Genomic DNA, 13205 nt, shown 5'->3' on the forward strand with positions numbered 1-13205 from the left:
TGCTCCAAGGCGTCTGGTCGTTGATTGCTTGAACGCGCGTCCGACGTTGATAAGGGCGCGCGCTGTCTTGCCTGTCAGGGTGGTGGTCCATCTTGGGACGAGCGCACGGGTTTTGTCGCTTTTTAGCGTTCGTATTAGCCGAATATGAAATTCACCCAGTTATGTTCACCGGCGAAATTGCGGAGAATGTAATGTTTCTGGACGTTTGGCGACAGACAGCGCTGGGAGGGGACCGCTTCACTCTTGTGAGGGCTGGCCTAGCGACGCTCGTGGCCTACGGGTTGCTGGGGGCGGCCGTGCTCGCAACAGCGATCCACCTGATCTTGAGCGCGCTCCATGTGCCGTTCCATCTGCTGCCGCTGGCCGAGCCGAGCCTCGTTTCCCAAGGGCCGGCTCCGTCGATGTTGATGGCCACCAGCGTCGCCGCGTTGGTCGCGACGCTCTTCGGCCTCGGCGTCAGCAGTCTCTATCGCATGCGTGTCGCGCTTGATCAGGGTCCGCTCAGTTCCGGTGCCGATATGGTGAAGCCCGACGCTTTGGTCGAAGCGATTTCCGGGTCGGAAGCTTATCGGTTCATGGTGCTCTTTCAGGTGAAGCATTTTGCGTTCATCGCCAGCCGATATGGCGACAATGCCGCGAATGGCGCGACACGACGGGTTATGGAAGATCTGTCTCGCACCTTTTGCGCTCCGCACGCGATCAGGCGACGCGCCGGCGGCGAATTCCTCGTGATGGCAACATCCCAGCGCCATGACGACTGTATCCTGCTTGTGGAGGAGGTCCGCCGTTCTGTCGCGGCACGAACGATCGCTACGGCAGGAAAGGAACTGGCCGTTGCGCTATCGGCGACCGTCGCGGAGATTGTGCCGAACATGCCGGCTTCCCTGGCGCTGGAGGCCGCGCGGCGGGCGGCGGACCATGGCAGGGATACGGCCTGCGAACATACGGTCCTTGCCTTCGAGGGACATGCGAAGGTGTGGAACTGCTGAAATCTGCTGGGCGTGTATCGCTGGTGCTGGCCGTCTGTTGGTCGGACCGGGACCGTTTGAAGAAGAGTGGTCCCACGAACCGCACCTTTCGGGTACGCCAGTCTTCGCCCTGGCGAAACCTATCCCGAATGTTGCCGATCGTCAGACCGACTGCAGCGCTTCGGGATCGTTGACCTGCACCAACCGGCCGCGCACGCTGACGCCATACCGCTTCAGATGCGAGAACGCACGCGACAACGCTTCCGGTGCAAGCCCCAGCTTCCCGGCCAACAGGTTCTTCTGATAGGGAAGGCGGAAGCTGACATTGCGCGAGCCCTGCGGACATTGCTTCTTGAGATAGTGCGCCACCCTCTGCGGGGCGGTGTGGAGACGGTCATCGGCAAGGGTAGAAAGGCTTCCGGCGAACTGGCCGGACAGTCCCGCAGCCAGCGCGAGTGCAAGATCCGGTTTTCGGGCGGCGAGTTCCCGGACCCGCTGCAGGCTGAACTGGACGATCTTGACGCTGTCGGTCGCCTGGGCGCTGGCACAATAGGCGTGGCCATGCAAACAGGCGCTCGCGCCAATCAGGTCGCCGGGTTCATGGACCAGAAGATCCACTTCACGGCCCAACGGGGAAAGGTGGAAGCTGCGGACGTAGCCGCTCAGCACGCAATAGAGCGTGTCGGCAAGGTCCCCTTCGCGAAACAGTACCTGTCGCGGTCCGATCGTTCGTACAGTGGCAATTTCGAGCATGGCCGACAATGTATCCAGTTCGAGCCTGGACAACAGCGGCAGCCCCATCAGTGTTTCGCGCTCCCAGGCGCTCGGCCTCATTATCCTGTTCATCGCCTTCACACCGCCTCTTCCCCAAATTATTCGACGGGAGGGGTTGTGTTTGAACAACACGACCCATCTCTCGATGTAGGAGAGATGGTAATGCGCGTTTTCCGGGCCTTCGTTGATTTCGGTCAAATAATCACGAGGTTCTAATAAAGCCGGAGGACGAGGAAAAGCCGGGTGAACTTGCCACCCGGATCTCTAACCTCAGGTTTCGATGGCCTCACTCTGCCGCGAGCGGCGAACGGTGCACGACGCTGAGCGGCTTTTTGCCGGATGCGCGCTCCTTCTCCAGCGCTGCCACCCGATCCTCCAGGGCGTCGACCGTCCTTGCTGCTTCGTTCGCCGTTCGCGTCAGCGCTTCGTTGTCGAGGGGCAGGGTCTCCTCGTCCTTCGAGCCGACGAGGCGGCCGAAAAGCCTTGCCAGAAGCCGCGAGAGGTCATCCATGATCAGGAAAAAGGACGGCACGACCACCAGCGAGAGAACGGTGGAGACGATGATGCCGCCGATCACCGCAATCGCCATGGGGGCGCGGAAGGTGCCGCCTTCGCCGACGCCGAGTGCCGACGGCAGCATGCCGGCCGACATCGCGATCGAGGTCATGATGATTGGCCGGGCACGCTTGCGTCCCGCCTCGACCATGGCCTCCAGACGGTCCATGCCGCGATGCATCATCTCGATCGCGAAATCGACCAGCAGGATGGCGTTCTTCGTCACGATGCCCATCAGCATCAGGATGCCGATGAGAACGGGCATGGAAAGGGAGTTCTGCGTCAGGATCAGGCCCGCAGCCACGCCGCCGATTGCCAGCGGCAGCGAGAACAGGATTGTGAAAGGCTGGATGACGTCCTTGAACAGCAGGATCAGCACCATCAACACCAGCAGAAGGCCAAGCAGCATGGCGTTGCCGAAGCTCTGGACCATTTCGGCCTGGATTTCGGCGTCGCCGCTTTCCTGGAAGCGCACGGTTTCAGGCATGTTGATGCTGTTGGCGATCTCCCTGAAACGGGCGGTCGCCGTATCCAGTGCCACACCCGGCTTCAGATCGGAGCCGATAGAGACGACCCGGCTGCGGTCGAAGCGCTTGATCGAACTGGGGCCTTCCGAGTAGTCGATGTCGGCCACCGACGACAACGGCACGACCTGCCCGCTTGCCGTCTTGATCTTCAGGTTGCGGATTGCGCCGAGATTGCCGCGGAATTCGCGGTCAACCTGCACCCGGATGGGGATAAGACGCCCATCGAGCGACATCTTGCTCAGCTGTGAATCGATGTCGCCGATCGTGGCGACGCGGATCACTTCGGCGATCTGTGCGGTGGTGATGCCGAGGCGGGCCATCCTGTCGTCGTGCGGCCGGACCTGTAGTTCGGGCCGGGGCAGCGAGCCTTCGGAGCTCACGTTCGACAGCAGCGGGTCGGCCCGCAGCTTCGCCTCGAGCATGGCGACCACCTTGTTCAGATCCGCTTCGTTGTTGGAGAGCAGGTTGAACGTCAGGTCACGCTCGGCGCGGTCGTTGAGCTTGATGATGCGGATATCGGGGATGTCGCGGACCGCCGCGAAGATGTCCTTCTCGACGTCCCATTGTGGCTTGATACGGCCGGCCGGGGGCAGCTTCGGGAGGTGCTGGCCGATCAGCGGTAGGCGGCCGAGGACGTCGTTGACGATCTTGTTGACGAGCGAATGATCGCGCTTCTCCAGCATGACCGTCACCGACGCGCGGCGCAGCTCAAGATCGCCCTTCGGCGAGGAACCGCCCAACACGAAGATATCGCTCACGCCGTCGATGGCCTTCACCCGCTCGACGATTTCCGACGTTGCGCGGTCTGTGTCCTCCAGCATGGCATCGGGAGGGAGTTCGACCGACATGACGACGCGCGAGGCATCCTCCGGCGGCATGAAGCTGCCGGGGACGGTGAAGAGCAGCATCACCGAGCCGACAAGGAAAGCGATGGCTCCAACAAGCGTGGCGTAACGGCCATACCAGTGCCTGGTCGTCACCGTCACGAGCCAGGTGTAGCCGCGCATAAAGGTGCTGTCCTTCTCCTCGCCGTGGCCGTCGGCGTCGCTGGAGCGCATCAGGTAGGCCGCCATCACGGGCGTGATCAGGCGGGCCACCATCAGGGAGAAGAACACGGCGACGGCAACCGTGAGGCCGAATTGGATGAAGTACTGTCCCGGGATCCCCGGCATGAAGGACACCGGGACGAACACCGCGATGATCGTGAACGTGGTGGCGATCACCGCAAGGCCGATTTCGTCGGCGGCTTCGATCGCGGCGCGGTAGGGCGTCTTGCCCATCTTGATGTGGCGGGCGATGTTTTCGATCTCGACGATCGCGTCGTCGACCAGGATGCCGGTCGCGAGCGTCATGGCGAGGAAGCTGACGAGGTTGAGCGAAAAGCCCAGAAGCTCCATCACGTAGAAGGTCGGTATCGCCGAGAGCGGCAGCGCGACGGCCGAGATCAACGTCGCGCGCCAGTTGCGCAGGAAGAGCAGCACGACGATGACCGCCAGGATCGCGCCTTCCATCAGCGTGTGGATCGCCGCTTCGTAGTTGCCGTAGGTGAAGTAGACGGCATCGTCGATAAGGCTGATGGCAACGTCGGGGTTCTTCTCGCGCACCTTGACAAGGGCCTTGTCGACGGATTCGGCAACCGTCACCTCGCTGGCGCCCTTCGATCGGAAGACGGCGAACGTTACGACCGGGGTGCCGTTGAAGCGGGAAAAGGAACGGGGCTCCTCGTAGGTGTCGGTGATCCGGCCAAGCTCGGACAGGCGGACGAAGCGCCCATTCGGGAGCGCGATCATCGTGGCTCCCAGCTTTTCGACCGAGCGGGCGTCGCCGAGGACACGGATGGCCTGCTCGGCGCCGGCGATCTGGCCGCGGCCAGAACCGACATCCGCGTTCATGCTGCGCAGTTGCCGGTTCACATCGGCGGCGGAAATGCCGAAGGACTCCAGCTTGTCGGAGTTCAGGTCGACCAGCACCTCCCGATCGGCGCCGCCGAAGCGGTCAATCTTGCCGACACCCGGCTGCCCCTGCAAGGCGCGCTTGATGGTGTCGTCGACGAACCAGGACAGTTCCTCGAGGGTCATGTTGGGCGAGGAGACTGCAAACGTCTGGATCGCCTGGCCTTCGACGTCGATCTTGGTCACCACCGGCTCGTCAACCGATGCCGGAAGGTCGTTGCGCACGCGGTCGATCGCATCCTTGACGTCCTGCAGCGCCTGGTTTGTCGGCACCTCGATCTTGAACAGAACGGATGTCACCGAGCTGCCGTCGGTGACCGTCGAGAGGATGTCGTCGACGCCGGAGATGCCGGCCACCGCGTCCTCGATCTCTTTGGTCACCTGGAGTTCGAGTTCGGCAGGTGCTGCACCGCTCTGGGTCACCGTGATCGCTATGACCGGAACGTCAATGTTGGGAAAGCGGGTGATCGGCAGCGAATAGAAGGATTGCAGCCCGACGACGATCAGCAGGAAAAAGGCAAGCAACGGCGCGATCGGATTGCGAATGGACCAAGCAGAAAAGTTCATGTTGCAGATGTCCTATCCCAGAGATCGCCCGCACTGGTTTCGATTGTGTGCTCGTCTAAAGCGCGCCGGTCTTGAGTTTCGCTTCCCGCGCCTTGGGTTTTCGGTTTCTTGCATGTCCGAGCCCCGAAAGCGTCGCCACCTTCGGGGCGGATGCCTCAGTTCGCAGCCACCGGTGCGACGGCCTTCACCGGCCTCACCCTGTCGCCGTCGCGGACATACGCGCCAGCCTTGGCAACGACTTCGTCGCCGACGGCAAGGCCGCTCGCGATTTCGATCACCTGGCCGTCCTGGATGCCGGTTTCCACCTTCACCAGTTTGACGATACCGTTTTCAACCTTACGCGCAACGGTGCCGTCGCGCGAGGTGGTTACCGCGGAAAGCGGGAGAACGACTCCCTTCTTCTCCTGCGTGATGATCTCGGCGCTGGCAAACATGCCGACACGCGCCTTTTCCGGTTCGTCCAGCTTGATGTAAACGCGGCCGAGGCGGGTGTCGTTGCTCAGCGTCGGCTCGACCAGGCGAATGTGCCCGGTGAGCTTTGCCGCGCCGCCGGCCAGCGTCACGGTTGCCGGCTGGCCCACGGCCAGCTTGAGGATCGACGCCTCGGATACGTCCGCCTTCAACTCGATTTCGCCGTCACGAATGATCGAGAACAACGGCTGGCTGGCACCGATCGCGATTGCGCCGATCTTGGCACTTCGCGCGGAGACCACGCCCGATACAGGTGCCTTGACGGCGGTGCGGGCGAGTTTCAGGTCGATGTCGGCGAGCTGAGCGTCCATGACCCTGATTTCTGCCTTCGAAACGGAAATGGCCTGCTCGGCCGAGGTCACACGCGAAACGGCGGCTTTGGCAGCGGCGGTCGCCTGGTCGAAAGTCGCCTGGGAAGTTGCGCCTGACTTGACCAGTTTGTCCGCGCGCTCGCGCGCCTTGTCGGCTTCCTCGGCGTTCGCCTTCGCTTCGATCAGTTGCGCTTCGATCTGCGCCAGAGAGGCTTCGGCCTTTGCGCGCATTGCCACCAACTGGCTCTTCGTCAAAACCAGCGCATCATCGTTCAGGGTCGCGAGCGTGTCACCTTCCTTCACCCGGTCGGCGACCTCGGCGCCAAGGGAGCGGATGGAGAGACCGTCAACCAGCGGCGACACATAGACTTCCTCGACGGGCTGCATCGTGCCGGTGGCGATTACCCGATCGACGATGATGCGTTCTTCCGCAGCGGTGACAACAATTGCCGGCAAGTTTTCGACCTGCTCTGCGGGTTGGCCGGGAGCGACGTCGGCCGCGCGGAGACCTGACGCGCCGACGACGGTCGACACGGCGGCGGAAAGGCAGAGAATGTACTTTAGTCCACGCGCCATGGGCCGACCTTCTCGATGCAAGCTAATTCGCAACTCGCGCCGGGGTTTCTTGGTATGAACGAGCGCGCATTCTCCCAGATTGGCCCGACGCTGCGTTCAGTCATCGCACGTCCAGCGGCCTGCGTGGCCGGGTTCCAAGCTGCGCGGTCTATGTAATGAGATGGTCTCCGCCTTGCAAGGCGCCATACAGCATGGTGCCTCCATATTCTCCATCGAGCGTTGTCGCCGTGCAACAGATGGAGGGTGCCGGCATGGGGCACCGGCTGACGAGGCAGGCGCGCGAAATTGACGCCGCGCGCCTGCGTTGCTGTCTGGTCAGGGCTACTTCAGCGCTTCGTCGCTGATCTCGTGCGTCCAGGCACCTTCCGGCTCCTTGGAGATGACCGGATCCGAGCCGCCCGCCAGCAGCGAAGCGACGGTGCGCTTGTAGTCGGCCTCGTCGAGCGCGCCGTTCGAGCCGGCGGTGAGCTTGGCGACCTCGCCCATCATGCGCTTCTGATGGGTCTCGGTCTGGGCGCCGGTGGCATCGTTCTCAAGCACGATCTCGGCGGCGTCATCCGGGTTTTCCTCGGCCCACTTCCAGCCCTTCATCGAGGCGCGGACGAACTTGACCATCTTCTCCTTGAAAGCCGGATCCTTCAGCTTGTCGTCCAGCACGTAGAGGCCGTCTTCCAGCGTCGCGACGCCCTGATCCTCATACTTGAAGGTGACGAGGTCCTCCGGCTTGATGCCGGCGTCGATCACCTGCCAGTACTCGTTATAGGTCATGGTGGAGATGCAGGCGGCCTGCTTCTGGATCAGCGGATCGACGTTGAAGCCCTGCTTGAGGACGGTGACGCCCTCCGGCCCGCCATCGGTCGGGATCTTCAGCTGGCTCATCCACGACAGGAACGGATATTCGTTGCCGAAGAACCAGACGCCGAGTGTCTTGCCCTTGAAGTCCTCCGGCCCCTTGACGCCGGATTCCTTCAGGCAGGTCAGCATCATGCCGGACTTCTTGAACGGCTGGGCGATGTTGACGAGGGGGACGCCCTTTTCGCGGGTGGCAAGGGCAGAAGGCATCCAGTCGACGATGACGTCGGCGCCACCGCCGGCGATCACCTGCGCGGGGGCGATGTCGGGACCACCCGGCTTGATCTCGACGTCAAGGCCTTCCTCCTCGTAGAAGCCCTTGTCCTTTGCCACGTAGTAGCCGGCGAATTGCGCCTGGGTAACCCATTTCAGTTGCAAGGTGACCTTGTCGGCAGCCTCGGCCTGGAAGGCAGCCAGCGAGAAGGCACTTGCCATCAGCAGCGATGCAATCGTTTTTTTCATAGCGGTTCCCTCATTATTTTCATTATTACGCCTGCCCACCGCGGACAGACGGATGCCAGAAGGTGACAGCGCGCTCGACGAGCGCCACCGCCCCGTAGAAGAGCGAGCCTGCGAGCGCGGCGACCGCGATCTCGGCCCAGACCATGTCGACATTCATGCGGCCCACTTCCGTGGAAATCCGGAAACCCATGCCGACAATGGGCGTTCCGAAAAACTCGGCGACGATGGCGCCGATCAGCGCCAGGGTGGAGTTGATCTTGAGGGCATTGAAGATGAAAGGCCAGGCGGCGGGAAGCCGCAACTTGACCAGGGTCTGCCACCAGCTTGCCGCATATGTGCGCATCAGGTCGCGCTCCATGTGGCTGGCCGCGGCAAGGCCGGCGACGGTGTTCACCAGCATCGGGAAGAAGGTCATGATGACGACGACGGCGACCTTCGACTGCCAGTCGAAGCCGAACCACATGACCATGATCGGGGCGACGCCGATCACCGGCAGCGCGGAAACGAAATTGCCGAGCGGCAGCAGGCCCTTCTGCAGGAAGGGCGAGCGGTCGATCAGGATCGCGACAAGGAAGCCGAGGCCGCAGCCCAGCGCATAGCCGGTGATGACGGACTTCAGGAAGGTCTGCCGGAAGTCCGCCCAGAGGGTGGGGAGCGAGTTGATCAGCCGGGACCAGATCGCGCTCGGTGCCGGCAGCAGCACCGATGGGATCCCAAAACCCCGCACGATGCCCTCCCACAGCACCAGAATGGCGATGCCGAAAAGGAGGGGAACGGCCAGACGCGCCGCCCGCTGCGTGGCATGGTCCTGGAACTGCTGGCGCACCAGCCATTCGTTGAAGGCCCAGGCGGCGAGCCAGAAGGCGACGGCGGAGAGGAGCGGGGCGTAGTTCATGCACGAGCTCCCATGCGTCTGAGAACGGCCGAATGGGCAATGCCGACGATGATGACGAGGAGGGCGGCAACGGCCGCCGCCATGAACAGCGCCGCCCAGATCTGCACCGTCTGCCCGTAGTAGGAGCCGGCGAGCAGGCGGGCACCGAGACCGGCGACGGCGCCGGTCGGCAGTTCGCCGACGATCGCACCGACCAGCGAGATTGCCACCGCCACTTTCAGCGAGGTGAAGAGGTAGGGCATCGAGGCGGGCCAGCGCAGCTTCCAGAACGTCTGCGAGGGCGAAGCGTTATAGGTGTGCATCAGGTCCAGCTGGATCTGCTCGGGGCTGCGCAGGCCCTTCACCATGCCGACGACGACCGGGAAAAAGCTGAGATAGGTCGAGATCAGCGCCTTCGGCAGCAGGCCGGAGAGGCCGACCGCGTTGAGCACGACGATGATCATCGGCGCGATGGCAAGAATCGGGATGGTCTGGCTGGCAATGACCCAGGGCATCAGCGAGCGGTCCATCGCCCGGTTGTGGACGATGCCGATCGCCAGCAGGATGCCGAGCACCGTGCCCATGGCGAAGCCCAGCAGCGTCGCCGACAGCGTCACCCAGGCGTGGTAGACGAGGCTGCGCTTGGAGGTGATCGGCTTGTCGACCGTGGTGTCCCAAAGCTCGGCTATGACCTGATGCGGCGCCGGCAGCACGGGACGCTCCTGTGCCATCGTCTTCGGCAACAGTTCGGAAAACGTGATCGTCGTGCCGTTGCGCGCGGCCGTATCGCGCTCGAACGGCGCGTTGAGGTAGGCGGCGGCGACGTACCAGAGCGCGATGATTGCGACGACAACGGTGCCGATGGGGATGAGGCGATCCTTGAGAAAGCTTTGCTGTTCCATCGTCAGCTCCGTTGCGCCGCAGGCATCAGCATCAGCCCCATCGCGAGCACGCCGAGTCCTACGCCGGCCAGTTGGGTGTTGCTCAGCCGTTCGCCGAAGACGACGAAGGCGATGACGTTGATCAGCAGCAACTGCGCGATGGCCGACGCCGAGATCGCCAGCCCCAGCCCGCCCTCACGCATCAGCCGCACCATCATCAGGTTGCCGACGCAATAGAGAAACAGCGAGAAGACGAGCATCAGGACATTGCTGTTCGACACGTAGGCGCGCGACGCGGTGGCGGCCGAAAGAAACACCGCCATCGAGCCGGCCAGCCAGAGGAGGAATTGCGGGTTCATTACCGGTGATCCTCATAGCTGTGCCCCGCGCGCAAACCTTCGCGGACGCGATGGGCGATCGCCAGGAATTCCGGCGTCTCGCGGATGTCGAGCGGGCGCTCCTTCGGCAGCGTCGACTCGATGACGTCGGTGACACGGCCGGGGCGGGGGCTCATCACCACGATCCGGGTGGAGAGATAGACGGCCTCCGGAATCGAGTGGGTGACGAAGCAGATGGTCTTGTTTGTGCGTTCCCAAAGCTTCAGCAGCGCCTCGTTGAGGTGGTCGCGGACGATTTCGTCGAGCGCGCCGAACGGCTCGTCCATCAGGAGCAGATCGGCGTCGAAGGCGAGCGCGCGGGCGATCGAGGCGCGCTGTTGCATGCCACCGGAGAGCTGCCAGGGGTATTTGCGGCCGAAGCCGGCAAGGTTGACGAGATCGAGCGTGCGGTCGATCCGTTCCTTCCGTTCGGCCGCCGAATAGCCCATGATCTCCAGCGGCAGGGCGATGTTCTTTTCGATCGTGCGCCAGGGATAGAGCGCGGCCGCCTGGAAGACGTAGCCATAGGCACGCTTGTGGCGCGCTTCTTCCGCCGTCATGCCGTTGACGGTGATCGTGCCCGCTGTCGGCTTTTCCAGGTCGGCGATGACGCGCAGGAACGTGGTCTTGCCGCAGCCGGAGGGGCCGATGAAGGAGACGAAGTCGCCCTTCTCGACCGTGAGGTTCACGTCTGAAAGCGCATTCACCGGGCCGTCGGCGGTCTCAAAGGTCAGGCCGAGATTCGTTGCGCAGACGACGGAGGATGCGGATGCCTTGTTCATTCCTGTGCCCTCGGTGGCGCTGGCGGAACCAGACTGCATGCCTGTCGGGCGCATTGCAATCGGCATTGTCTTCATGGCTAGATCGGACACGGGACTTCACACTCGATTGTTGGAGGAAGGGCGATGGATAGACGTGAAAAGGCGACCTGCCGCGTCATTCGTCCTGGCGGCGCCTATGACGGCAAGCAGGGTCTTTCGTATTTCGAGGGGATCGCGCGCGAGACGGTCGGCTCGACCGGCATCTGCATGCACCTGCTGACGATCCCGCCGGGTGCGCGCGCGAGGGCGCACCTGCATGAAAGCCACGAGACGGCGATCTACGTGCTCTCCGGCGAGGCGCACACCTGGTATGGCGAGCGGCTGGAAGAGCACGTCGTCGTCAGGGCCGGCGAGATGTTCTACATCCCCGCTGGCGTGCCGCACCTGCCGGCGAACCTCTCCGACGTGCCGTGCTCGGCGGTCATCGCCCGGACCGATCCGCACGAGCAGGAGAGCGTCGTGCTCTTGCCGGAGCTGGACGGGCTGGTGACGGGCAAAACGGAATCCTGACGTGCCCTCCCTGCCTTCAGGCTGTCGCACAGACGGCATGCGAGGAGGGCAGCGACATCGTCCGGCGAGAATTCCCCCTCTGCCCTGCCGGGCATCTCCCCCACAAGGGGGGAGAAGACTCGGGGCGGCGCCGTGGCGTGGCCCCTCCCCCTTGTGGGGAGGGGTTGGGGAGGGGAATTGCCCGGCGATGAAGGCAGGCCGCATAAATCGCATCACACCCCGCTTGCCGGAATGCCGCTGCGCTGCACCTTGCGGGGGGCCGTCACTTCCTTCCAGGTCGACAGGGCTGTCGAGACGGCGGGGAAGGGATCGCGGCGGACGAACTCGCCGTGGCCTTCCTGCGTCTTGACCGTCGCCTCCTCGATGGCGACGACCCCGCGGGTCAGCGTGTAGCGCGGCAGGCCCGTCACCTCCTTGCCTTCGAAGACGTTGTAGTCGATCGCCGACTGCTGGCTCTTGGCGGAGATCGTCTTCGACCGCTTCGGATCCCAGACGACGATGTCAGCATCGGCACCGACGAGGATGGCGCCCTTCTTGGGGTAGATATTGAGGATCTTGGCGATGTTGGTCGAGGTCACCGCGACGAACTCGTTCATGGTGATCCGGCCGGTGTTGACGCCGTGGGTCCACAGCATCGGCATCCGGTCCTCGAGCCCGCCAGTTCCGTTCGGAATCTTGGTGAAATCGCCGACGCCGAAGCGCTTCTGTTCGGTGGTAAAGGCGCAGTGGTCGGTGGCCACCACCTGCAGCGAACCAGAGGCAAGCCCGGCCCAGAGCGAATCCTGATGCTGCTTGTTGCGGAAGGGGGGCGACATGACGCGGCGGGCGGCATGGTCCCAGTCCTTGTTGAAGTATTCGCTCTCGTCGAGGGTCAGGTGCTGGATGAGCGGCTCGCCGTAGACGCGCATGCCCTTCTGGCGGGCACGCCGGATCGCCTCGTGCGCCTGCTCGCAGGAGGTATGGACGATATAGACCGGACAGCCGGCCATGTCGGCGATCATGATGGCGCGGTTGGTGGCCTCGCCTTCGACCTCGGCGGGGCGAGAATAGGCGTGCGCCTCAGGGCCGTTGTTGCCGGCGGCCAGGAGCTTAGCCTGCATCTGCGCCACCACGTCTCCATTCTCGGCATGGACGAGCGGCAGGGCGCCGAGTGCGGCGCAACGCTGGAAGGAGGAGAACATCTCGTCGTCGTCCACCATCAGCGCGCCTTTGTACGCCATGAAGTGCTTGAAGGTGTTGATGCCCCTGTCCCTGACGACGGTCTCCATCTCGTTGAAGACCTGCTCGCTCCACCATGTGATCGCCATGTGGAAGGAATAGTCGCAGTTCGCCCGCGTCGACTTGTTGTCCCACATCTGAAGCGCTTCCAGCATGGACTGGCCGGGCGAGGGGAGCGCGAAATCGACGACCATCGTCGTGCCGCCGGCGAGCGCCGCGCGCGTGCCGCTCTCAAAGTCGTCGGAGGAGTAGGTGCCCATGAAGGGCATTTCCAGGTGGGTGTGCGGGTCGATCCCGCCCGGCATGATATAACAGCCGGAAGCGTCCAGCACCTCGTCGCCGGAAAGATTCGGGCCGATTGCGACGATCCTGCCGCCCTCGATCTTGACGTCTGCCTTGTAGGTCAGGTCGGCGGTAACGACGGTGCCGCCCTTGATGACTGTGCTCATTATCTCTACCCTCGCAATTGTGTATTGACGGCAAGATGCCACGACGAAAAAGGGCGGCGC

11 protein-coding genes are annotated in these 13205 nt (G+C 63.3%); 2 read left to right on the plus strand and 9 right to left on the minus strand.

The genetic code is table 11. The features are described from left to right. Window positions 1–92: 92 nt before the first annotated feature. Complete coding sequence (locus JNC62_RS12925; RefSeq protein ID WP_374839370.1) at window positions 93–989, plus strand: hypothetical protein; 897 nt, start codon at window positions 93–95, stop codon at window positions 987–989. A gap of 141 nt (window positions 990–1130) precedes the next feature. On the opposite strand, the gene JNC62_RS12930 is transcribed toward JNC62_RS12925, so the two are convergent. From JNC62_RS12930 to JNC62_RS12965, 8 genes are all read right to left on the minus strand, one after another. Next, on the minus strand, window positions 1131–1814 hold the full coding sequence (locus JNC62_RS12930; RefSeq protein WP_374839372.1) for a Crp/Fnr family transcriptional regulator: 684 nt from the start codon (window positions 1812–1814) through the stop codon (window positions 1131–1133). Between the two features lie 214 nt (window positions 1815–2028). Then, window positions 2029–5343: an efflux RND transporter permease subunit gene (locus JNC62_RS12935; RefSeq protein WP_374839374.1), complete on the minus strand. Its 3315-nt coding sequence runs from the start codon at window positions 5341–5343 to the stop codon at window positions 2029–2031. 155 nt (window positions 5344–5498) lie between these two features. Next, window positions 5499–6701, minus strand: coding sequence for an efflux RND transporter periplasmic adaptor subunit (locus JNC62_RS12940; protein ID WP_374839376.1), 1203 nt, complete (start codon window positions 6699–6701; stop codon window positions 5499–5501). 321 nt (window positions 6702–7022) lie between these two features. Further along, window positions 7023–8015 carry an ABC transporter substrate-binding protein gene (locus JNC62_RS12945; protein ID WP_374839378.1) on the minus strand — a complete coding sequence of 331 codons (993 nt, stop codon included), beginning with the start codon at window positions 8013–8015 and terminating at the stop codon, window positions 7023–7025. A 25-nt stretch (window positions 8016–8040) separates the two neighbouring features. After that, window positions 8041–8910: an ABC transporter permease gene (locus JNC62_RS12950; protein WP_374839380.1), complete on the minus strand. Its 870-nt coding sequence runs from the start codon at window positions 8908–8910 to the stop codon at window positions 8041–8043. Continuing rightward, complete coding sequence (locus JNC62_RS12955; protein WP_374839382.1) at window positions 8907–9791, minus strand: ABC transporter permease; 885 nt, start codon at window positions 9789–9791, stop codon at window positions 8907–8909. The genes JNC62_RS12950 and JNC62_RS12955 overlap by 4 nt, the downstream gene beginning before the upstream one ends. Before the next feature lie 2 nt (window positions 9792–9793). Next, window positions 9794–10129, minus strand: a complete 336-nt coding sequence (locus JNC62_RS12960) for a hypothetical protein (protein WP_374839384.1) — start codon at window positions 10127–10129, stop codon at window positions 9794–9796. Continuing rightward, window positions 10129–10929 (minus strand): ABC transporter ATP-binding protein, encoded by an 801-nt coding sequence (locus JNC62_RS12965; RefSeq protein ID WP_374839386.1) that lies wholly within the window; start codon window positions 10927–10929, stop codon window positions 10129–10131. The genes JNC62_RS12960 and JNC62_RS12965 overlap by 1 nt, the downstream gene beginning before the upstream one ends. A 123-nt stretch (window positions 10930–11052) precedes the next feature. Here JNC62_RS12965 and JNC62_RS12970 point away from each other — a divergent pair, with 123 nt between their 5' ends. Beyond that, window positions 11053–11478: a cupin domain-containing protein gene (locus tag JNC62_RS12970; RefSeq protein WP_374839388.1), complete on the plus strand. Its 426-nt coding sequence runs from the start codon at window positions 11053–11055 to the stop codon at window positions 11476–11478. Between the two features lie 212 nt (window positions 11479–11690). Here JNC62_RS12970 and hydA read toward each other — a convergent pair whose 3' ends face one another. Further along, window positions 11691–13145 (minus strand): dihydropyrimidinase, encoded by a 1455-nt coding sequence (gene hydA / locus JNC62_RS12975; protein ID WP_374839390.1) that lies wholly within the window; start codon window positions 13143–13145, stop codon window positions 11691–11693. Window positions 13146–13205: the final 60 nt, after the last annotated feature.

This window comes from Mycoplana ramosa (genome assembly GCF_041930185.1).
In the GTDB taxonomy this organism is placed as follows: Bacteria; Pseudomonadota; Alphaproteobacteria; order Rhizobiales; family Rhizobiaceae; genus Mycoplana; species Mycoplana ramosa.

Excerpts from the sequence above, each read along its gene's own strand:
- JNC62_RS12930 (WP_374839372.1), bottom strand. The coding sequence starts at position 1,814 with ATGAACAGGATAATGAGGCCGAGCGCCTGGGAGCGCGAAACACTGATG.
- JNC62_RS12935 (WP_374839374.1), bottom strand. The coding sequence starts at position 5,343 with ATGAACTTTTCTGCTTGGTCCATTCGCAATCCGATCGCGCCGTTGCTT.
- JNC62_RS12940 (WP_374839376.1), bottom strand. The coding sequence starts at position 6,701 with ATGGCGCGTGGACTAAAGTACATTCTCTGCCTTTCCGCCGCCGTGTCG.
- JNC62_RS12945 (WP_374839378.1), bottom strand. The coding sequence starts at position 8,015 with ATGAAAAAAACGATTGCATCGCTGCTGATGGCAAGTGCCTTCTCGCTG.
- JNC62_RS12950 (WP_374839380.1), bottom strand. The coding sequence starts at position 8,910 with ATGAACTACGCCCCGCTCCTCTCCGCCGTCGCCTTCTGGCTCGCCGCC.
- JNC62_RS12955 (WP_374839382.1), bottom strand. The coding sequence starts at position 9,791 with ATGGAACAGCAAAGCTTTCTCAAGGATCGCCTCATCCCCATCGGCACC.
- JNC62_RS12960 (WP_374839384.1), bottom strand. The coding sequence starts at position 10,129 with ATGAACCCGCAATTCCTCCTCTGGCTGGCCGGCTCGATGGCGGTGTTT.
- JNC62_RS12965 (WP_374839386.1), bottom strand. The coding sequence starts at position 10,929 with ATGAACAAGGCATCCGCATCCTCCGTCGTCTGCGCAACGAATCTCGGC.
- JNC62_RS12970 (WP_374839388.1), top strand. The coding sequence starts at position 11,053 with ATGGATAGACGTGAAAAGGCGACCTGCCGCGTCATTCGTCCTGGCGGC.
- hydA (WP_374839390.1), bottom strand. The coding sequence starts at position 13,145 with ATGAGCACAGTCATCAAGGGCGGCACCGTCGTTACCGCCGACCTGACC.